The sequence below is a fragment of the Streptomyces krungchingensis genome, from assembly GCF_054729265.1.
Map to the genome: position 1 here is coordinate 2,929,520 of NZ_JBPUKY010000001.1, position 20,335 is coordinate 2,949,854.

Here is a 20,335-nt window from a genome sequence, read left to right on the forward strand (position 1 = left end):
TGAGTACGGGCGGGTTGCCCGTTTCCGTTGACGGGGTTGAAACCGGCCCGGAGAGTGGTAATCCCACGCGAGGGGGACATCCGCGGTGGATCGCCGCGGCGCGGATCGGGGGGTCTGACGATGAGCATCGGGACCGCGGACCACGAGGCAGGCACCAGGAGTGTGCCGTGGGGAGACGTGGCACTGTCCGCGATCGCCTCCGTGAGCTGGGCGTTGATCGGCATGGCCGGTACGGCCGCGCTCGGTCTGCATCTGCTCGGGGCGGACTCGGCGGGCTCGCTGGGGCCGATGACCGCGGCGGTGGTGGCACTTGGGGCGAACGGCGCGGTCAAGCCGTCGGGCGACGTGTCGGCCTTCGGTCTGAAGGGGGCGGAGGCGCACACCGCGATCCAGATCACACCGCTGGGTGTGGGCCTGGTCGGTGCGCTGCTGCTGGCCTGGTTCTTCCTGAGGTCCTTGCGCGGGGCGGGAGTTGTGATCTCTCCGTCCGAACTCCTCGCGCGCGGGGCCTCGGTGGTGGTGCTCTTCGTCGCCACGCTGGGCGGTCTCGCCTGGGCCGGTCATGACGTCATCACGATCGACGGGAGCAAGCTCGGGCTCGACCGGGTCGCGGGCGGGGGCGGACTCGGCGACATCACCGACAAACTCCCCGGCGGACTGGGCGACCTGGGCGGACTGCTCCCCGACAAGATCGGTGACCTGGTCGACGCGAAGGCGGCCGTGGGGTTCACCGTCGACACGGTGCCCACGCTGCTGGGCGGTGCGGCGTGGGCGGCCGGGGTCCTGGTGATCGCCCTGCTGGCCTCGCGGCGCACACCGCTGCCGCGCGGCTGGGAGGCCGTGCACCGGGTGGTGCGGCCGGCCGCCTCCGCGCTCGTCACGGTGCTGCTGGTCGCCGTCCTGGCGGGACTCGCCGCGGCGGCGTACGCGGGGATCGGCGACGACCACCCCAGGCGGATCGCCGGGGCCGCCCTGCTCGGTGCGCCCAACGGCGTGTGGCTCGGCGTGCCCATCGGCCTCCTCGTGCCGTGGGACGGCAGGGCCACGGGCGAACTCGCCAAGCTGCTCCCCGACCCGCTGGACCGGTTGCTCAGTGTCGACTCCGACCGGCCCGTCACCCTGGGCCGTCTCGCCGAACTCGACGGACGCGTGTGGCTGCTGGGTGTCGCGACCGCCCTCATGATGCTGTTCGCGGGCGTCCTGACGGCGACGCGTACGCCTTTTGTACGGGAGCGGGGTGCCGCCGACGCGGGAGGAGCGACTGCCGCAGACGTACGGGGCGGGGGTGCCCTCTCCTTCGCAGGGCGCTGCGCTCTTCCGCTCGCGGTGGTGACCGCGGCCGCACTGCCCCTGATGGCGTGGCTGACGGAGGTGTCCGCGGACGCCTCGCTGTCGGTGCTCGGCTTCGACGCGTTCGGCGCGGGGATCGAGTTGCACGGACGCCTGGGCATCGCGCTGCTGCTCGGCGCCGCGTGGGGCGCGGGGGCGGGCGCGGCCGGGGCGCTGCTGGCGTACGCGAGCGGCGCCGCGGGACGACGGGCCGCGCCTTTGGCACTGGGTGACTTCGGGGGGCACCCGGTGGCGGTGGCCGAGTACGCCGTGCCCGCCGGGGAGTCCGGGCCCTACCGCCCGCAGGCCTCCTACCGGCCGCCGAACCCGGACACGAATCCCTATCTCCAACTGCCGGAGGAGTTGCGGAGGCCGGGCGGCGCGAGGCCGCGGGGGCCCGTGCCGGGCACACCGGGACGTGACGGGCGGCCCTCGCCGGGAGCCGGACCCAGGGACGGCGGACCGACCTCGCGGGGAGCCGGACCGCGGGACGGCGGACCGCCCTCCGAGGGCACGCGGTCGCCGGGGAACGGACCGGCGCCCGGCGATGTGTACGGTGCGCCGACGGTGGTCGGGCCCATCGGTCCGCCGCCCCCGCGTCGGCCCCGGCCGGGCGGGCAGGGCCTCGGCGGGACTCCGCCGCCTCCCCCGCCGCCGCCTCCGGACGAGGGGACGCCCCCTCCGCGCCGGCCCCGCGGAGGACGCTGACGCACTCGCGCCGCGCGCGGGCGGACGTGCGGCACGACCCCGTTCCCGCTGGGTGCGGGGGCCTCGCGCACGAGAGGGCGGTGCGGCGTCGGCGGGCGGTCATGAGCGCGCCACTCAGGTGACATCCAGTGTTCCCCGTCCGCCAGGCGGACCAGGAAGGCGGAAGGCACTCGGTGCCGGATACGGTGGAAGCACCATGAGCGCTTCGCAGACCTCCGACGTCCCCACTCTCCTCGTCAAGATCTTCGGCAAGGACCGGCCGGGCATCACCGCCGGACTCTTCGACACCCTCGCCGCCTACTCCGTCGACGTGGTCGACATCGAGCAGGTCGTCACCCGTGGCCGGATCGTGCTGTGCGCGCTCGTGACCGAGCCGCACGTCGGGCTCGAGGGTGATCTGCGGGCCACCGTCCACAGCTGGGCGGAGTCGATGAAGATGCAGGCGGAGATCATCTCCGGCCACGGCGACAACCGGCCCCGCGGGCTCGGACGTTCGCTCGTCACGGTGCTCGGGCATCCGCTGACCGCGGAGTCGACCGCCGCGATCGCCGCGCGGATCACGAAGTCCGGCGGCAACATCGACCGCATCTTCCGGCTCGCCAAGTACCCGGTGACGGCCGTCGAATTCGCCGTGTCCGGTACGGGGACCGAGGCGCTGCGCACCGCGCTGGTGACCGAGGCGGCGGCGCTCGGTGTCGACATCGCGGTCGTCGCGGCCGGACTGCACCGCAGGGCCCAGCGTCTGGTCGTGATGGACGTGGACTCGACGCTCATCCAGGACGAGGTGATCGAGCTCTTCGCGGCGCACGCGGGCTGCGAGGCCGAGGTCGCCGAGGTGACGGCGGCGGCGATGCGCGGGGAGCTGGACTTCGAGCAGTCGCTGCACGCGCGCGTGGCCCTGCTCAAGGGGCTCGACGCCTCCGTGGTGGACAAGGTGCGCGAGGAGGTGCGGCTGACGCCGGGCGCACGCACCCTCATCCGTACGCTGAAGCGGCTCGGGTTCCAAGTCGGCGTCGTGTCCGGCGGGTTCACCCAGGTCACGGACGACCTGAAGGAACGGCTCGGGCTCGACTTCGCGCAGGCCAACACGCTGGAGATCGTCGACGGGAAGCTGACCGGCAAGGTCACCGGCGAGATCGTGGACCGGGCGGGCAAGGCGCGACTGCTGCGCCGGTTCGCCGCCGAGGCGGGGGTCCCGCTCGCGCAGACCGTGGCGATCGGTGACGGCGCCAACGACCTGGACATGCTCAACGCCGCCGGGCTCGGCGTCGCGTTCAACGCGAAGCCGGTGGTGCGCGAGGCCGCGCACACGGCGGTGAACTTCCCGTTCCTCGACACGGTCCTCTATCTGCTGGGCGTCACCCGCGAAGAGGTCGAGGCGGCGGACATGCACACGGACGACCACTGACCCGTCCGGTGATATGACGAAGGGGGTCCGACACCGGGTGTCGGACCCCCTTCGTCACGAGGAGGGGCGGGTCACTCCGTCGGCGCCCAGTAGTCGACGAGGGTGGCCGTGCCGGGCTCCAGGGTCTTCCAGGAGCCGTCGAAGGTGAGCACCGCGAAGGCGGCGGCGGGGAACCCCCTGCTGTTCATCCGGGTGCGGGCGTCGCCCTCGGCCTGGCCGGCGAGGATCTCGGCGAGGCCGTGCACCCCGGGGTTGTGGCCGATGAGGACCACCTGGCGCGCGTCGTCGGGGGTCTCGTTGAGCACGGCGATCAGCTCACCGGGCGAGGCTTCGTAGAGCCGCTCCTCATAGACTGTTTTCGGCCGGTGCGCGAGTTCGTGGACCGCGAGCTTCCAGGTGTCGCGGGTCCGGATCGCGGTGGAGCAGAGGGCCAGGTCGAAGGTGATGCCGGTGTCGGCCAGCTTGCGCCCGGCGGTGGCCGCGTCCATGCGGCCCCGGTCAGCGAGCGGCCGCTCGTGGTCGGACACCTGCGGCCAGTCGGCTTTCGCATGCCGGAAGAGGATGATCCTGCGGGGGTCTGCGACGCTCATGCGTTCCAGCTTCGCATGAAACACGCCATGGGGCGCTGGGAGTTGACGTGCTCACCCGCCAGGGGTGATGAGGTCCCCCGGACGGCACGGGACCGGGCCTGACGCGTGGTGACTCAGGGCGCCCGGTGCAGCACTGTCTGCTGGACCTGCTCGAAGACGTGGGTGATCGCCGGGTCGCCGCCCGCGGCGTGCGCGTCGGCGGGATTGAGGATCAGGAGCAGCAGGGTGACGAAGGCGAGCGTGGGCAGGGCCAGGGCCCACCAGGGCAGACGGATGTCGACGCGGCCCGGGGTCGCCGGGTGGGGCCGGGTGTGCGTTCGGGCCGACATGCCGCCTCCGTGGTCTTCGAGTGCTCCGTGGCCGGCGTCCTCGCGGCCACATCTCGAAACTACGGACTCGGGGGCGCTCAACCCATCCGGTGATCCACCCACTTGACCCTGACACTCACCCCCTAGGGGACAGGGGGGTTAGCCCCACCATCGCGGTGGGACGCGTGGCCCGGGTGGCCGAGGGGGCCTCGGGTCACGGCGAGGCGATCGACGCGATGATGCCGATGATCACGGTGATGGCCAGCATCGCTCCAAACACGAGCAGGAGCTTCTTCTGGCCGTTCTGGGGGTTCGGGTCGAGCGCAGGCATACGGCCAGTCTCGCACCCTTCGTCCGGGCCTCGGAGGGTGGGGTCCGGGACGCCGGCCCCCGGTGCCACCGCGCAGTCCCCGTCGTCACGCCCGGAGCCGTGGCCTCGTCCCCTACCGTCACACCCGGAGGCATGGCCCCCCCGGCGGACCACCGCATCCCGCGTGGGCCACCGCCCACCCCGTAGGCCATGGACTCATCCGGGGAGCCGCGGTCTCAGCCCTGCGCGCCCGGCGCCGTCGCCTCGTCCTCCACCGTGCGGTCGCGGCCCGCGAGGACGCCCACCGCCATCTGCGGGACCATCAGCGCGGTCATGAGGGCGAGCGGCATGCCCCAGCCGCCGCTGTGCTGGTAGAGCACGCCCACGAGCAGCGGGCCCGGGATGGAGAGCAGGTAACCGGTGCTCTGGGCGAAGGCGGACAGCTTGGCGACGCCCGCCCCGGTCCTGGCCCGCATGCCGACCATGGTGAGCGCGAGGGGGAAGGCGCAGTTGGAGACGCCGAGGAGCAGCGCCCAGGCCCAGGCTCCGCCCGCCGGAGCGAAGTAGAGCCCGGCGTACCCGGCGAGCCCGCAGACGCCGAGGGCGAGCACGATCGGCCCCTGGTGGGGCAGGCGCGTGGCGAGACGCGGAATGACGAAGGCCAGCGGCACGCCCATGACCATGGTGACGGCGAGGAGCAGTCCGGCGGTGCCGGCCGAGACGCCCGCGTCGCGGAAGATCTGCGGCATCCAGCCCATCGTGATGTAGGCGGCGGTGGCCTGGAGACCGAAGAAGACGGCGAGTGCCCAGGCCGTACGGCTGCGGGTGATGCGCAGCCCGTCCGGCACGGACCCCGCCGACGCGGCGGCCCCGGAGTCCGCCCGCGCGCCCGCGACGTCCTGGGCACCGGTGCGCCGGGCGCGGCCGGCACCGGCTTCCGCGTCCCGTGTGCGCACGAGCGGGAGCCACGGCAGCACGGCCGCCGCCGCGAGCCCCGCCCAGACCGCCAGCCCGGACTGCCAACTGCCGCCCAGGACATCGGTCATGGGGACCGTCACCGCCGCGGCGGCCGAGGTGCCGAGCGCCAGGGCCATCGAGTACAGGCCGGTCATGGAGCCGACCCGGTCCGGGAACCAGTGCTTGACGATGACCGGCATCAGGACGTTGCTGACGGCGATGCCCATGAGCGCGAGCGCGGTCGCGGCGAGGAAACCCGCGGTGTTCCCCGCGTAGGGGCGGACGGCCAGGCCCGCCGCGATGGCGGCCATGCCCGCGCAGACGACCGCGCCCGGCCCGAAGCGGCGGGCCAGCCGCGGTGCCATGACACCGAAGGCCGCGAAGCAGAGCGGCGGTACGGAGGTGAGCAGCCCGGCGAGGCTGCCGCTCATGCCGAGGCCGTCGCGCACCTCTTCGAGGAGGGCGCCGAGGCTGGTGATCGCCGGACGCAGGTTGAGCGCGGTGAGGACGATACCGACGACCACGAGTCGCGTCGTCCACGCGCGCGTGGCGGGCGATCGGGGTTCCGTGCTCCCTGCGGAGCTGCGTATCGGTGTGGACGTCATCGTCCGGGTCTCCTCGCTTGCCATGCCGCCCATCATAGAATCATGGGATGATTGGTTGTCCAATCCGCCTGCGTTAATCTCCGAGACCTCCGCCCCCGCGCGACCGACCACACCGGGCCCGTACGAAGGACCGACATGCCGCTGAGCCACCCACGCCGTTCGGCCCTGTCCGAGCAGGTCATCGACGAGCTGCGGACGCAGATCACCTCGGGCGAGTGGCCGGTCGGCTCACGCATCCCCACCGAGCCGGAGCTCGTCGAGCAGCTGGGCGTCGCCCGCAACACCGTCCGCGAGGCGGTCCGCGCCCTCGCCCACAACGGCCTGCTCGACATCCGTCAGGGCTCGGGCACCTATGTCGTGGCGACCAGCGAACTGGCCGGAGTGATGCACCGCCGTTTCGCGGACGCGGACCCGCGGCACATCGCCGAACTGCGCTCCACGCTGGAGTCGAGCGCGGCGAAGCTGGCGGCCGAGCGGCGCACCGAGCGCGATCTCAAGCAGCTGGACACCCTGCTCCTGCGCCGCGAGGAGGCGTGGGAGTCGGGCGACACGGAGGCGTTCGTGACGGCGGACGCGACCTTCCACCTGGCGGTGGTGGCCGCGTCCCACAACGACGTCATGAGGGCGATGTACGCGGACCTCGGCGAGGTGCTCCGGGACTGGCTGCGCGAGGACGTCGGCGAGGAGCTGACACCGGAGACGTACATGGACCACACGCGACTCGTCGACGCGATCCGCACGGGCGACGCGGAGGCGGCGGCCACGGAGGCCGCGGGTTATCCGTTCCTGTGCCGTCCCGGGAGGTTCAGCTCGGCTGCTTCTGGTGACTGATCCAGACGGAGCGGATCTCCTTCCAGCACCGGCCGGTGAGCTTCACCGTGGCCGCGGCACCGGCGTCGGCGGGGGCGCTGTCGGTGTCGATGTCCCACCAGCGGTCGCACTCGACGTGCAGACGGACGCGATCGGTGTCCACATAGGGGTTGTGGCAGTACGCGACGGCGTGCGAGCCGTCGATGGTGGTGCGGCACTCGGCGCCGAACGGTTCGGGGTCGGCGGGTCGGCCGTCGTCGGTCGGGAGGTTCTGGGCGTCGTCGTGTCCCACGCGCGCGTGGGGTATCGCGTCGTACGGCACGGCCATCACGAGAGCGACAGCTGCGAACACCGGGGCAAAGCGGCGGGACAGGCGCACAAGGGGACCTCCTCGGCCGTACGGCTGCGGGGCGGTGCTACTCCAATCGTGCGTGCCTGGCCACCCCGGGCGCCCGGTCTGTTGGGCCGAACGGGGGACGCCCCGCCCCCCGCGGCTGCGGGGAACGGGGCGTCGGGTGCGGACGTCCGCGGGAGTGTGCCGGGAGGCTTCGCCGGCGTCCCGGGGCGACGCGTCGCGAGGTGTCAGGCGCCGATCGCGTGCAGACCGCCGTCGACGTGGATGATCTCGCCCGTGGTCTTCGGGAACCAGTCGCTCAGCAGGGCGACGACACCGCGGCCGGCCGGCTCCGGGTCCTTGAGGTCCCACTCCAGGGGCGCGCGGGTGTCCCACACGGCGGCGAGCTCGCTGAAGCCCGGGATGGACTTGGCGGCCATGGAGCCGATCGGGCCCGCCGAGATGAGGTTGGAGCGCACGTTCTGCTTGCCCAGGTCCCGGGCGAGGTAGCGGTTGGTGGCCTCCAGGGCGGCCTTGGCCGGGCCCATCCAGTCGTACTGCGGCCAGGCGTACTGGGCGTCGAAGGTGAGGCCGACGACCGAGCCGCCGTTCTGCATGAGCGGCAGGCAGGCCATGGTCAGCGACTTCAGGGAGAACGCCGAGACGTGCATGGCCGTGGCGACCGACTCGAACGGCGTGTTGAGGAAGTTGCCGCCGAGTGCGTCCTGCGGGGCGAAGCCGATGGAGTGAACGACGCCGTCGAGGCCGCCCAGCTCCTCACCGACGACGTCGGCGAGGCGGGCGAGGTGCTCCTCGTTGGTGACGTCGAGCTCGATGACCTTGGTGGGCTTGGGGAGCTTCTTGGCGATGCGCTCGGTCAGCGTGGGCCGCGGGAACGCGGTCAGGATGATCTCGGCACCCTGCTCCTGGGCCAGCTTGGCGGTGTGGAAGGCGATGGAGGACTCCATCAGCACACCGGTGATCAGGACGCGCTTGCCCTCGAGAATTCCGCTCATGGTGATCAGTGACCCATTCCCAGTCCGCCGTCAACGGGGATGACGGCTCCAGTGATGTACGAGGCGTCGTCCGAGGCGAGGAACCGCACCGTCGCGGCGACCTCCTCGGGCTGCGCGTAGCGGCCCAGCGGCACCTGCGACACGATGCCCGCGCGCTGGTCGTCGGTGAGTGCCTGGGTCATGTCGGTGTCGACGAAACCGGGCGCGACGACGTTGAAGGTGATGTTGCGCGAGCCGAGCTCCCGGGCGAGGGAGCGCGCGAAACCGACCAGGGCGGCCTTGGAGGCGGCGTAGTTGGCCTGCCCCGCCGAACCGAGCAGTCCGACGACCGACGAGATCAGGACGACGCGGCCCTTCTTGGCGCGCAGCATGCCGCGGTTGGCGCGCTTGACGACGCGGAAGGCGCCGGTGAGGTTCGTGTCGATGACCGAGGTGAAGTCCTCCTCGGACATGCGCATCAGGAGCTGGTCCTTGGTGACGCCGGCGTTGGCGACGAGGACCTCGACCGGGCCGTGCTCGGCCTCGATCTCCTTGTAGGCCTGCTCCACCTGCTCGGTGTCGGTGATGTCGCACTTGACGGCCAGGAAGCCGGACGGCGGCTCACCGGAACGGTATGTGATCGCGACCTTGTCGCCGGCATCGGCGAACGCGCGGGCGATGGCGAGGCCGATGCCCCGGTTGCCTCCGGTGACGAGAACCGAGCGGCTCAACGGATCACCCTTTCGATAGCGGACTGGAACCCCTGCAAGACAGGCGCCTTCCTCGGAAACCTATCGGTCCGGCAGGCCGCTCGGAGAATCGGGCACCGACAGTGGCGCCGGGGAGTCGCTGTCGGATCCCTACAGAAATCCCTGCTCGGCGGGGGCCGAGGCCCGGCCGGCCCGCCGAATCCCGCGGCCCGCCGGACGTACCGGCCCGAAACCTGCGCCTGCTGGAGGAAAGACATGGCCGCCGGGCCCGCCCGCGCGACATGATCGGATCCGACAGGCCACGACAGCAGGGAGACCTCGGTGCCTCATTCCATCGACGAAGCCTTCACGGCGCTACCGCTGCGCGCCCTGGCCGACGCCGCGCTCGCGCGGGCGCGGGCCCTGGGCGCCGAGCACGCGGACTTCCGCTTCGAGCGGGTGCGCAGCGCGTCCTGGCGGCTGCGCGACGCCAAGCCCGCCGGGTCGTCGGACACCACGGACCTCGGGTACGCGGTGCGGGTGGTGCACGGCGGGACCTGGGGCTTCGCGTCCGGTGTGGACCTGACGATGGACGCCGCCGCGAAGGTCGCCTCGCAGGCCGTGGCGATGGCGAAGCTGTCCGCCCAGGTGATCAGGGCCGCCGGGTCCGAGGAGGTCGTGGAGCTGGCGGACGAGCCCGTACACACCGAGAAGACGTGGGTCTCCTCGTACGACATCGATCCCTTCTCCGTGCCCGACGAGGAGAAGGCCGGGCTGCTCGCGGACTGGAGCACGCGGCTGCTGGCGGCCGACGGCGTCAACCACGTCGACGCCTCGCTGCTGACCGTGCACGAGAACAAGTTCTACGCCGACACCTCCGGGACCGTGACCACCCAGCAGCGGGTCCGGCTGCACCCGCAGCTCACGGCCGTCGCCGTCGACGAGTCCAGCGGCGAGTTCGACTCGATGCGGACCCTCGCGCCGCCGGTCGGGCGCGGCTGGGAGTACCTGACGGGCACCGGCTGGGACTGGGAGTCGGAACTCGCGCAGATCCCGGAGCTGCTCGCGGAGAAGATGCGGGCGCCGAGCGTCGACTCCGGCGTGTACGACCTCGTGGTCGACCCGTCCAACCTGTGGCTGACGATCCACGAGTCCATCGGGCACGCCACCGAGCTGGACCGCGCGCTGGGCTACGAGGCGGCGTACGCCGGTACCTCCTTCGCCACCTTCGACCAGTTGGGCAAGCTGCGGTACGGCTCCGAGCTGATGAACGTCACCGGCGACCGCACCGCCGAGCACGGACTCGCGACCATCGGGTACGACGACGAGGGCGTCGCGGGGCAGTCCTGGGACCTGGTCAAGGACGGCACGCTCGTCGGCTACCAGCTGGACCGGCGCATCGCGCGGCTGACCGGCTTCGAGCGGTCCAACGGCTGCGCGTACGCCGACTCCCCCGGGCACGTGCCCGTGCAGCGCATGGCCAACGTGTCGCTCCGGCCGGACCCGGCCGGGATGTCCACCGAGGATCTGATCGGGAGCGTGGACCGCGGCATCTACGTGGTCGGCGACCGCTCCTGGTCGATCGACATGCAGCGGTACAACTTCCAGTTCACCGGCCAGCGCTTCTTCAAGATCGAGAACGGCCGGCTCACCGGCCAGCTGCGGGATGTCGCGTACCAGGCCACGACCACCGACTTCTGGGGTTCGATGGCCGCGGTGGGCGGCCCGCAGACGTACGTCCTGGGCGGTGCCTTCAACTGCGGCAAGGCCCAGCCGGGCCAGGTCGCCGCGGTCTCGCACGGCTGCCCGGCGGCCCTCTTCAAGGGCGTGAACATCCTCAACACCACGCAGGAGGCCGGTCGATGACCGCTCGTACGAACAAGCCGCACGAGGTCGTCGAGCGCGCCCTCGAACTGTCCCGCGCCGACGGCTGCGTGGTGATCGCCGACGAGCACTCCACGGCGAACCTGCGCTGGGCGGGCAACGCGCTCACCACGAACGGCGTCACCCGCGGGCGCACGCTGACCGTCATCGCGACCGTCGACGGCCGTGAGGGCACCGCGTCCGGGGTCGTCTCGCGCTCGGCCGTGACCGCCGACGAGCTGGAGCCGCTGGTGCGGGCCGCGGAGGCCGCCGCGCGCGGTGCCGGTCCCGCCGAGGACGCACAGCCGCTCGTGACGGGGGTGCCGGAGTCCCCGGACTTCACGGACGCGCCCGCCGAGACGTCGTCCGCCGTCTTCGCCGACTTCGCGCCGGCGCTCGGCGAGTCCTTCGCCCGCGCCCGGCACGGCGGCCGCGAGCTGTACGGCTTCGCCAACCACGAGCTGGTCTCCAGCTACCTCGGCACGTCGGCCGGGCTGCGGCTGCGGCACGACCAGCCCAACGGCACACTGGAGCTCAACGCCAAGTCGCCGGACCGTACACGGTCGGCGTGGGCGGGGCGCTCGACCCGGGACTTCAAGGACGTGGACCCGGCGGCGCTGGACGCGGAGCTCGCGGTGCGGCTCGGCTGGGCGGAGCGTCGCGTCGAGCTGCCCGCGGGGCGCTACGAGACGCTGCTGCCGCCGACCGCCGTCGCCGACCTGCTGATCTACCAGATGTGGTCGGCCGCGGCCCGGGACGCGGCCGAGGGCCGCACCGTGTTCAGCAAGCCCGGGGGCGGCACCCGCGTCGGCGAGAAGCTCACCGAGCTGCCGCTGACGCTGCGCAGCGACCCGAACGAGCCGGGTCTGGAGTCCGCCCCGTTCGTCCTCGCGCACTCCTCGGGGGACGACGCCTCCGTGTTCGACAACGGGCTGCCGCTGGCCGCGACGGACTGGGTGCGCGAGGGCACACTGCACCGTCTGTCCACCACCCGGCACAGCGCGGACCTGACCGGGCTCCCGGTGGCACCGTCGATCGGGAACCTCGTCCTGGACGGGGGCGAGGACCGCTCGCTGGAGGAGATGGTCGCCGCCACCGAGCGTGGTCTGCTGCTGACCTGCCTGTGGTACATCCGTGAGGTCGACCCGGCGACGCTGCTGCTGACCGGGCTGACCCGGGACGGCGTCTACCTCGTGGAGAAGGGCCAGGTCGTCGGCGAGGTGAACAATTTCCGGTTCAACGAGTCGCCGGTGGACCTGCTGGGGCGGGCCACGGAGGCGGGGCGCACGGAAAAGACATTGCCGCGTGAATGGAGCGATTGGTTCACTCGTGCTGCGATGCCGGCGCTGCGGGTGCCGGACTTCAACATGAGCTCGGTCAGCCAGGGCGTGTGACGCGCCTAGACTGGCCGGTGCCCATCCTTCGCTCTCAAGGAGACACAAGACCGTGACGGACATCGTCGACGAACTGAAGTGGCGCGGGCTGATCGCCCTCTCCACGGACGAGGACGCATTGCGCAAGGCGTTCGCGGACGGTCCCGTCACGTTCTATTGCGGCTTCGACCCGACCGCGCCCAGCCTGCACCTCGGCAACCTCGTGCAGATCCTGACGATGCGCCGCATCCAGCAGGCGGGCAACCGTCCGCTGGGCCTGGTCGGTGGTGCCACCGGTCTGATCGGTGACCCGAAGCCGAACTCCGAGCGCACGCTGAACGCGCCCGAGGTCGTCGCCCAGTGGGTGGAGCGGCTGCGCGCCCAGATCCAGCCGCTGCTGGACTTCGAGGGGCCGAACGCGGCGGTCATGGTCAACAACCTGGACTGGACCCAGGGCCTGTCGGCCATCGAGTTCCTGCGTGACGTGGGCAAGCACTTCCGCGTGAACAAGATGATCACCAAGGAGGCCGTCGCCCGGCGCCTGGAGTCCCAGGAGGGCATCAGCTACACCGAGTTCAGCTACCAGATCCTGCAAGGCATGGACTTCCTGGAGCTGTACCGCAGGTACGGCTGCACGCTGCAGACCGGCGGCAGCGACCAGTGGGGCAACCTCACGTCGGGCACCGACCTGATCCACCGGGTCGAGCCGGACGCCGTGGTGCACGCGCTGGGCACTCCGCTGATCACCAAGGCGGACGGCACCAAGTTCGGCAAGACGGAGTCGGGCACGGTCTGGCTCGACCCCGAGATGACGACGCCGTACGCGTTCTACCAGTTCTGGCTGAACGCGGACGACCGGGACGTCTCCAAGTTCCTGCGCATCTTCAGCTTCCGGTCCCGTGAGGAGATCGAGGAGCTGGAGAAGCAGACCGAGGAGCGTCCGCAGGCCCGTGCCGCGCAGCGTGCGCTGGCCGAGGAGCTGACGACGCTGGTGCACGGCGCCGACCAGACGGCCGCGGTGATCGCCGCGTCGAAGGCCCTCTTCGGCCAGGGCGAGCTGGCGGAGCTCGACGAGAAGACGCTGGCCGCGTCCCTCTCCGAGCTGCCGCACGTCCGGGTCACCGAGCTCGGTCCGGTCGTGGACCTCTTCGCGGAGGTCGGCCTGGTGGCGAGCAAGTCGGCCGCGCGCCGCACGGTCAAGGAGGGCGGCGCGTACGTGAACAACGTGAAGGTCGTCGGCGAGGACGCGGTCCCCGCCAAGGAGGACCTGCTGCACGGGCGCTGGCTCGTGCTGCGCCGGGGCAAGAAGAACCTGGCGGCCGTCGAGGTCACGGGCGGCTGAGCCGGAAGGCGCACGAAGGGGCGGTCCCGTCGGGGCCGCCCCTTCGCCGTGCGTACGCGCCGCGCTCAGGCGCGCTGCTTCCTCTTGTTGCCCCACACCGCCATGTAGGCCATGTCGCCGAGGAAGACGATGATGATCGCCGCCACGAGCTGGAAGGCGTGCCGGCTCCAGTCGATGCCGCGGGTCTCGGCGACGCCCAGCCCCTGGGCGATCGCGTTGCCGGCGATGGCGCCGAGCATGCCGAAGATGGTGGTCAGCCAGAGGGGACTGTGCTGCTTGCCCGGGAGGACCGCCTTGGCCAGCAGACCCAGCACGAACCCGACGATGATGGCCCACAACCAGCCCATGCCTGCCTCCTAGTGCGGCTCCGTATGAGCAGTACGCCCAGTCTCGGCCTGTCCGCCATACGGCGCATGTCGGGCGGCTCCGTACGCGCTACGGCGCATCCGGTCCACCCCGCCGGGTCTCCGCCCCGGTCTCGAAGGCGGCGCAGCCGCGGCGTAACGTGGAGCTGTTCGGACCTGCTTCCTCGACGGGGTCCGGGACGGGTACGGACCGGGGAGCGTCCGACACAGGCGGGTGGTGGAACGTGATGCGGAAGCAGAGCAATGGCCAGGTCTTCCGGATCACCGGAGCCAGGCAGGGACTGGACGAGGACGTACGCGGACGGCAGCGCCGCTACGTCATCTCGATGTCCGTGCGCACGGTCTCCGTGATCCTTGCGGCCACCCTGTGGAACGTGGAGCGGCACGTCGCGATCGTCGCGCTGGTGCTCGGCTTGGTGCTCCCCTACATCGCGGTGGTCATCGCCAACGCGGGGCGCGAGAACGCGCCGTCGCTCCCCTCGACGTTCGTCGCCGCCCCCACCCGTCCCATGATCGCGCCGCCGCGTGAGGACGACCCTTCGGAAGACGTTCCGGAGGACGTCACGGCCGATCCCGGGAGGGGTCCGCGGGCCGAGCGACAGGACTCGAACTGACCTCGGCCCGGCCACCGGAACTCCTCCCGAAACGGAACGCCGTCGCGCATCAAGCTCAAGAAAAGCTCAGATCAATCATGTTGTTCCGGTGCCGGGCGACGGGTTACCCGTGACATACTTCGTACGCGCTCCGCATCCCCCGTCGGAGCGACGGACCGACGCCGGGCAGCTCCCCCCGTGGCTGCTCGGCGTCGCCTTTTGGGGGCCGTCTAGGGTTGAGGCGTGAACCTCCCGCTGCCCGATCCGTCATCCGCTCCCGCCACCGCGCAGTGCTCCGCCAAGGGCTGTCGTGCCGACGCCGTGTGGGTGCTCGCCTGGAACAACCCGAAGCTGCACACGCCGGAGCGGCGCAAGACATGGCTCGCGTGCGAGGAGCATCGCGAGCACCTGTCGCAGTTCCTCGGAGTGCGCGGGTTCCTCAAGGACGTCGTGAAACTGGCGGACTGGGAGGCGCCGGAAGGGGCTTAGGAGTGTCGGACGGCCTCGTCGCCCCGGACTAGCCGCCGATCGCGGACATCGGCCGGTCGGGCTGGAGGAACGACGGGTCGTCCAGGCCCGAGCCCGCCTTCTTGCCCCACATCGCGAGCCGCCAGATGCGGGCGATCTCCTCGTCGGGGGCGTCCGAGCGCAGCGCGGCCCTCAGGTCGGTCTCCTCGGTGGCGAACAGGCAGGTGCGGATCTGGCCGTCGGCCGTGAGCCGGGTGCGGTCGCAGGCCGCGCAGAACGGGCGGGTGACCGAGGCGATCACGCCGACGCGGTGCGGTCCGCCGTCGACGAGCCAGCGCTCCGCGGGGGCGGATCCCCGCTCGCCGGAACCCTCCGGGGTGAGCTCGAACCGGGTGCGCAGCGAGGCGAGGATGTCACCGGCGGTGACCATGCCCTCGCGCTTCCAGCCGTGCTGGGCGTCCAGGGGCATCTGCTCGATGAACCGGAGTTCGTAGTCGTGCTCCACCGCCCAGGCGAGCAGGTCGGGTGCCTCGTCGTCGTTCAGTCCGGGCATGAGGACCGAATTGACCTTGACCGGGGTCAGGCCGGCGTCCCGGGCGGCCTCGAGGCCTTCCAGGACGTCCTTGTGGCGGTCACGGCGCGTGAGGGTCTTGAAGACGTCGGGGCGCAGGGTGTCCAGCGAGACGTTCACCCGGTCCAGGCCCGCCGCCTTGAGGGCCGTCGCGGTGCGCTTCAGACCGATGCCGTTGGTCGTCAGGGACATCTGGGGGCGGGGGCCGAGCGCGGCGACCTGCTCCACGATGCCGACCAGACCGGGGCGCAGGAGGGGCTCACCGCCGGTGAAGCGGACCTCGGTGATGCCGAGGTCGGTGACCGCGACGCGTATCAGCCGGACGATCTCGTCGTCCGTGAGCAGGTCCGGCTTGGAGAGCCACTGCAGGCCCTCCTCGGGCATGCAGTACGTGCACCGCAGGTTGCAGCGGTCCGTCAGTGAGACACGCAGGTCGGTGGCCACCCGGCCGTAGGTGTCGATGAGCACGTGGGCCCCCTCCCGCTATGCGGATCGCTTCGCCTGACACTGCGAGCCTACGTGACGGGACCGACATCGACAGCGGCCCGATCCCACGAGGTGCGACGCGACCGCGTCGTAGGGATCTACGACGCGGCCGCGAGCGGTGCGGTCCGGGTGGGGACCCGGTGCGGTCCGGACCGGGGCCCGGTGCGGTCCCGGTGGCCGGGGCGGCGCGTGCTCAGTGCGCCCCGGTTCCGGTGAGCGAGCGGACCTCCAGCTCCGCGTACTTCCCGGCGTCCGGCTCCTCCTTCGACAGGATCGTGCCGAGCCAGCCCAGCAGGAAGCCGACCGGGATCGAGATGAGCCCCGGGTTCTCCAGCGCGAACCAGTGGAAGTCGACGTCCGGGAACATCGAGGTGGGCTTGCCGGACACGACCGGCGAGAACAGCACCAGGCCGACCGCGGTGACCAGACCGCCGTAGATCGACCAGAGGGCGCCCTGCGTGGTGAACCTCTTCCAGAACAGGCTGTAGAGGATCGTCGGCAGGTTGGCGGAGGCGGCGACGGCGAAGGCCAGTGCGACCAGGCCGGCGACGTTCAGGTCGCGGGCGAGGGCACCCAGCAGGATGGACACGGCGCCGATGCCGACCGTCGCGTACCGGGCGGCCTTCATCTCCTGCCTCTCCGACGCCTGGCCCTTCTTGATGACGTTCGCGTAGATGTCGTGCGCGAACGACGAGGAGGAGGCCAGCGTCAGTCCCGCGACGACGGCGAGGATCGTGGCGAAGGCGACGGCCGAGATGGTGGCGAGGAGGATCGCGCCCCAGTTGGAGTCGACGCCTCCCAGATGCAGCGCGAGCAGCGGGGCCGCCGTGTTGCCCGCCTTGTTGGAGGCGATGATCTCGTCCGGTTTGATCAGCGCGGCGGCGCCGAAGCCGAGGGCGAGGGTCATCAGGTAGAAGGCGCCGATGAGGCCGATCGCCCAGTTCACCGACTTCCGCGCGGTCTTGGCCGTGGGCACGGTGTAGAAGCGGATCAGGATGTGCGGCAGGCCCGCGGTGCCGAGGACCAGCGCCATGCCCAGCGAGATGAAGTCCAGCTTGGTGGTGGAGGTCGCGCCGTACTTGAGCCCGGGCTCCAGGAAGGGCGCTCCCTTGCCGCTGTTGTCGGCGGCCTTGCCGAGCAGGTCGGAGATGTTGAAGTTGAACTTCAGCAGGACCAGGAAGGTGAGCAGGAGGGCGCCGACGATGAGCAGCACCGCCTTGACCATCTGCACCCAGGTGGTGCCCTTCATGCCGCCGATGGTGACGTACACGATCATCAGGACGCCGACGAGGGCGACGATGCCGATCTTGCCGCCGTCGCTGGTGATGCCGAGCAACAGGGACACGAGGACGCCGGCGCCCGCCATCTGGGCCAGCAGGTAGAAGATCGAGACGACGATCGTGGAGGTGCCCGCGGCGGTGCGCACCGGACGCTGGCGCATGCGGTAGGCGAGGACGTCGCCCATGGTGTACCGGCCGGAGTTGCGCAGCGGCTCGGCGACCAGGAGCAGCGCCACCAGCCAGGCGACCAGGAAGCCGATGGAGTAGAGGAAGCCGTCGTAGCCGAAGAGGGCGATCGCGCCGGCGATGCCGAGGAAGGACGCGGCGGACATGTAGTCGCCGGAGACCGCGAGACCGTTCTGGAAGCCGGTGAACTGACGGCCGCCCGCGTAGAAGTCGGAGGCGTCCTTGGTCTGGCGGCCGGCCCAGACGGTGATGACGAGGGTCGCGGCGACGAACACCGCGAACAGGGTGATGATCAGCGGCCGGTGCTCGCTGGCCTCGCCTGCGGCCAGGGTGATCGCGGGGCTCATGCGCCGCCCTCCATCCGGGACTTGATCGCCTCGGCCTTGGGGTCGAGCTTGGCGGCGGCGTGCCGCGAGTACCACCAGGCGATGAGGAACGTGGTGAGGAACTGGCCGAGGCCGAGCACCAGGGCGACGTTGATGTTGCCGAACAGCTTGGTGCCCATGAAGTCGCCCGCGTAGTTCGACAGCAGGACGTACAGCAGGTACCAGACGATGAAGCCGACGGTCAGCGGGAAGGCGAAGGAGCGGTAGGAGCTGCGCAGTTCACCGAACTCGGCGCTCTCCTGCACCTGGACGAACTCCTCGGTGGAGGGGAGGGGTGTTCCGGCTTTCGAGGGTGGCGGTGCGTCGGTGGCCACGTTGTCTCCTCGCGTTGCGGGTGCTGTTGCGACGGTGGACGGGGGCGAGCCGGGGCTCGCGGACGGGGACGGCTCGCTTACGGACATGCAGTTCTGACCTCACAGTGATATGGATCACATGACGGGGCGTGATCATAAGGCTCCCGTAAGTGATCCTTCAGGGGGCTCGATCGTCCTCGGGCTCCCTGCTCAAGGTCACGGCGCCACGCGTGGACCGGTTCAACTCCCCCGACTTCTTTCGGAAGTCATCGCCGGAAGTCGTTGCTGCCCAGCTCGGACCGGGGATAGCTTTCGCCCTGCACCACTCCGTCATGCACCTGCCCGGGCACCACCTGTGTTCGGGCAGCTTCGTTTTCCGGATGATGTGGAGATCCCATGGCTCATCTGCGATCCAGACGCCGCCTCGGCCTCGCCGTACCGGTCGTGCTGTCGCTCACCGCCTCGCTCGGCTTCCTGCCGGGTGCCGCCTCCGCCGCCCCCCTCGGCGCTCCCGCCGCGACCACCGCGGACGGACCCAACCTCTCGTACGTGGTCAACACCCGGACGGACCACCGGACGATCGAGTCGGTGACGAAGGCGATCAAGGCGGCCGGTGGCAGTGTCGTCATCGCGTACGAGCAGATCGGTGTCATCGTCGTCCACTCCGCCAACCCGGACTTCGGGAAGCAGATCCGGACGGTGCGCGGAGTGCAGTCCGCGGGTGCGACGCGCACCTCGCCGCTGACGCCCGCGGGGACGACGGACGAGGGTTCCGCGCAGGTGCTGTCGGCGGCCGAGGCCGCCAAGGTCTCGCGCGCCGCCACGGCGGACGAGGAGCCCCTCGAGGCCGACCAGTGGGACCTGCGGGCGATAGGCGCCGACAAGGCGGCGAAGATCAACCCGGGCAGCAAGAAGGTGACCGTCGCCGTGATCGACGTCGGCGTCGACGACACCCACCCGGACATCGCACCGAACTTCTCGCCCTCGCAGTCCGCGAACTGTGTGGGCGGCAAGCCGGACACCACGTACGGTTCCTGGCGTCCGGTCGACGCCGACCACTACCACGGCACGCACGTCGCGGGCGAGATCGCGGCGGCCCGCAACGGCATCGGCGTCGCGGGTGTCGCGCCCGGCGTGAAGGTCTCGGGCATCACCGTGGCCCAGCCGGACTCCACGCAGCTCTTCTACCCCGAAAGCGTCGTCTGCGCCTTCGTGTTCGCCGCCGACCACGGCGTCGAGATCACCAACAACAGCTACTACGTGGACCCGTGGCTCTACAACTGCCTCGACGACCCCGACCAGCGGGCCATCGTCGACGCGGTGAACCGGGCCCAGACGTACGCCCAGAAGAAGGGCACCCTGAACGTCGCCGCGGCCGGCAACTCCAACGACGACCTCGACTCCGACGCCCTCACCGACGCGTCCAGCCCCGACGACTCGACACCGGTCACCCGCACCGTCGACCCGCACAAGTGCTTCGACGTGCCGACCCAGTTGCCGGGGGTCGTCACGGTCAGCTCGACCGGCGTCAAGGGCGCCAAGTCGTACTTCTCCAGCTACGGCGACGGCGTCATCGACGTGTCCGCGCCCGGCGGCGACCGGTACCAGATCCCGGACACGCCGTCGAAGAACGGCCGCATCCTGTCCACCATGCCCAACAACCAGTACGCCTACCTCCAGGGCACCTCGATGGCGACGCCGCACGTCGCCGGTGTGGCCGCGCTGCTCAAGTCCAAGTACCCGTGGGCCGGTCCGGCACAGCTCCAGGCGCTGCTCAAGGCGCAGGCGGACAACCCGGGTTGCCCCACCGACCCGTACGACGGCAACGGCGACGGCGTCGTCGACGCCACCTGCTCGGGCGGCAAGCGGGTGAACGGCTTCTACGGCTGGGGCATCGTCAACGCGCTGCGGGCGGTCAAGTAGCCGTCACCGCACGGCCGGTCGCGCCGTGAAGGCGGCACGACCACGACGAACGGGCCGGGCGGTGCGACCGCCCGGCCCGGTTCGTCCACGGGGAAGGAAGTCCTCGGACGCGCGCGATGAGCCGCGCCCGCGGAGGGGGCGGCCACCTCTCATGTTGATCCGG

At 71.2% G+C, this 20,335-nt stretch carries 20 protein-coding genes; 9 read left to right on the forward strand and 11 right to left on the reverse strand.

Going from position 1 to position 20,335, the window contains the following annotated elements; translation table 11 throughout:
- The first annotated feature begins 120 nt into the window (after positions 1-120).
- Positions 121-2,037, forward strand: coding sequence for a streptophobe family protein (locus tag ACSYGO_RS13070; RefSeq protein WP_460386725.1), 1,917 nt, complete (start codon positions 121-123; stop codon positions 2,035-2,037).
- A gap of 196 nt (positions 2,038-2,233) precedes the next feature.
- Entirely contained in the window at positions 2,234-3,445 is a 1,212-nt protein-coding gene (gene serB / locus ACSYGO_RS13075) for a phosphoserine phosphatase SerB (RefSeq protein ID WP_426676200.1), read from the forward strand.
- A 71-nt stretch (positions 3,446-3,516) separates the two neighbouring features.
- Here serB and ACSYGO_RS13080 read toward each other — a convergent pair whose 3' ends face one another.
- The 4 genes from ACSYGO_RS13080 to ACSYGO_RS13095 form a co-directional block, all read right to left on the reverse strand.
- Positions 3,517-4,035 carry a SixA phosphatase family protein gene (locus ACSYGO_RS13080; protein WP_426676199.1) on the reverse strand — a complete coding sequence of 173 codons (519 nt, stop codon included), beginning with the start codon at positions 4,033-4,035 and terminating at the stop codon, positions 3,517-3,519.
- 113 nt (positions 4,036-4,148) lie between these two features.
- Entirely contained in the window at positions 4,149-4,364 is a 216-nt protein-coding gene (locus ACSYGO_RS13085; protein ID WP_095933371.1) for a hypothetical protein, read from the reverse strand.
- A gap of 193 nt (positions 4,365-4,557) precedes the next feature.
- A complete protein-coding gene (locus tag ACSYGO_RS13090; protein ID WP_095933372.1) occupies positions 4,558-4,674 on the reverse strand; it encodes an SGM_5486 family transporter-associated protein in 117 nt (38 codons plus the stop codon).
- A 215-nt stretch (positions 4,675-4,889) separates the two neighbouring features.
- Positions 4,890-6,239 (reverse strand): CynX/NimT family MFS transporter, encoded by a 1,350-nt coding sequence (locus tag ACSYGO_RS13095; RefSeq protein WP_460386726.1) that lies wholly within the window; start codon positions 6,237-6,239, stop codon positions 4,890-4,892.
- A gap of 111 nt (positions 6,240-6,350) precedes the next feature.
- Between ACSYGO_RS13095 and ACSYGO_RS13100 the strand changes: the two genes are divergently transcribed.
- Entirely contained in the window at positions 6,351-7,046 is a 696-nt protein-coding gene (locus tag ACSYGO_RS13100) for a FadR/GntR family transcriptional regulator (protein WP_426676197.1), read from the forward strand.
- Here the strand turns inward: ACSYGO_RS13100 and ACSYGO_RS13105 are convergent.
- From ACSYGO_RS13105 to fabG, 3 genes are all read right to left on the reverse strand, one after another.
- Positions 7,021-7,404 carry a hypothetical protein gene (locus ACSYGO_RS13105; protein ID WP_426676196.1) on the reverse strand — a complete coding sequence of 128 codons (384 nt, stop codon included), beginning with the start codon at positions 7,402-7,404 and terminating at the stop codon, positions 7,021-7,023. The two genes, ACSYGO_RS13100 and ACSYGO_RS13105, sit on opposite strands and share 26 nt — an antisense overlap.
- A 203-nt stretch (positions 7,405-7,607) precedes the next feature.
- On the reverse strand, positions 7,608-8,375 hold the full coding sequence (fabI, locus tag ACSYGO_RS13110) for an enoyl-ACP reductase FabI (protein ID WP_095933376.1): 768 nt from the start codon (positions 8,373-8,375) through the stop codon (positions 7,608-7,610).
- A 5-nt stretch (positions 8,376-8,380) separates the two neighbouring features.
- Entirely contained in the window at positions 8,381-9,085 is a 705-nt protein-coding gene (gene fabG, locus ACSYGO_RS13115) for a 3-oxoacyl-[acyl-carrier-protein] reductase (protein ID WP_028803289.1), read from the reverse strand.
- Between the two features lie 300 nt (positions 9,086-9,385).
- Between fabG and ACSYGO_RS13120 the strand changes: the two genes are divergently transcribed.
- The 3 genes from ACSYGO_RS13120 to tyrS are packed head-to-tail and all read left to right on the forward strand — an operon-like array spanning position 9,386 to position 13,621.
- On the forward strand, positions 9,386-10,909 hold the full coding sequence (locus ACSYGO_RS13120) for a TldD/PmbA family protein (RefSeq protein ID WP_460386727.1): 1,524 nt from the start codon (positions 9,386-9,388) through the stop codon (positions 10,907-10,909).
- A complete protein-coding gene (locus ACSYGO_RS13125; RefSeq protein ID WP_432176942.1) occupies positions 10,906-12,300 on the forward strand; it encodes a metallopeptidase TldD-related protein in 1,395 nt (464 codons plus the stop codon). Before ACSYGO_RS13120 ends, ACSYGO_RS13125 begins: the two co-directional genes overlap by 4 nt.
- 52 nt (positions 12,301-12,352) lie before the next feature.
- A complete protein-coding gene (tyrS, locus tag ACSYGO_RS13130; protein WP_460386728.1) occupies positions 12,353-13,621 on the forward strand; it encodes a tyrosine--tRNA ligase in 1,269 nt (422 codons plus the stop codon).
- A 65-nt stretch (positions 13,622-13,686) separates the two neighbouring features.
- Here the strand turns inward: tyrS and ACSYGO_RS13135 are convergent, their stop codons facing one another.
- Positions 13,687-13,968, reverse strand: coding sequence for a GlsB/YeaQ/YmgE family stress response membrane protein (locus ACSYGO_RS13135; RefSeq protein WP_095933381.1), 282 nt, complete (start codon positions 13,966-13,968; stop codon positions 13,687-13,689).
- Between the two features lie 245 nt (positions 13,969-14,213).
- On the opposite strand from ACSYGO_RS13135, the gene ACSYGO_RS13140 reads away from it, so the two are divergent.
- A complete protein-coding gene (locus ACSYGO_RS13140; protein ID WP_426676192.1) occupies positions 14,214-14,600 on the forward strand; it encodes a DUF3099 domain-containing protein in 387 nt (128 codons plus the stop codon).
- 222 nt (positions 14,601-14,822) lie between these two features.
- Positions 14,823-15,068 carry a hypothetical protein gene (locus ACSYGO_RS13145; RefSeq protein ID WP_028803295.1) on the forward strand — a complete coding sequence of 82 codons (246 nt, stop codon included), beginning with the start codon at positions 14,823-14,825 and terminating at the stop codon, positions 15,066-15,068.
- A 28-nt stretch (positions 15,069-15,096) separates the two neighbouring features.
- On the opposite strand, the gene moaA is transcribed toward ACSYGO_RS13145, so the two are convergent.
- From moaA to ACSYGO_RS13160, 3 genes are all read right to left on the reverse strand, one after another.
- The gene (gene moaA, locus ACSYGO_RS13150; RefSeq protein ID WP_432188803.1) at positions 15,097-16,086 is read right to left on the reverse strand and encodes a GTP 3',8-cyclase MoaA; all 990 of its coding nucleotides are present in this window, start codon (positions 16,084-16,086) and stop codon (positions 15,097-15,099) included.
- A gap of 211 nt (positions 16,087-16,297) precedes the next feature.
- Complete coding sequence (locus ACSYGO_RS13155) at positions 16,298-17,917, reverse strand: solute symporter family protein (protein WP_460386729.1); 1,620 nt, start codon at positions 17,915-17,917, stop codon at positions 16,298-16,300.
- Positions 17,914-18,270 (reverse strand): DUF485 domain-containing protein, encoded by a 357-nt coding sequence (locus ACSYGO_RS13160; RefSeq protein WP_028803298.1) that lies wholly within the window; start codon positions 18,268-18,270, stop codon positions 17,914-17,916. The genes ACSYGO_RS13155 and ACSYGO_RS13160 overlap by 4 nt, the downstream gene beginning before the upstream one ends.
- Positions 18,271-18,645: 375 nt before the next feature.
- On the opposite strand from ACSYGO_RS13160, the gene ACSYGO_RS13165 reads away from it, so the two are divergent.
- Positions 18,646-20,172, forward strand: coding sequence for a S8 family serine peptidase (locus tag ACSYGO_RS13165; RefSeq protein ID WP_426676188.1), 1,527 nt, complete (start codon positions 18,646-18,648; stop codon positions 20,170-20,172).
- Positions 20,173-20,335 lie beyond the last annotated feature (163 nt).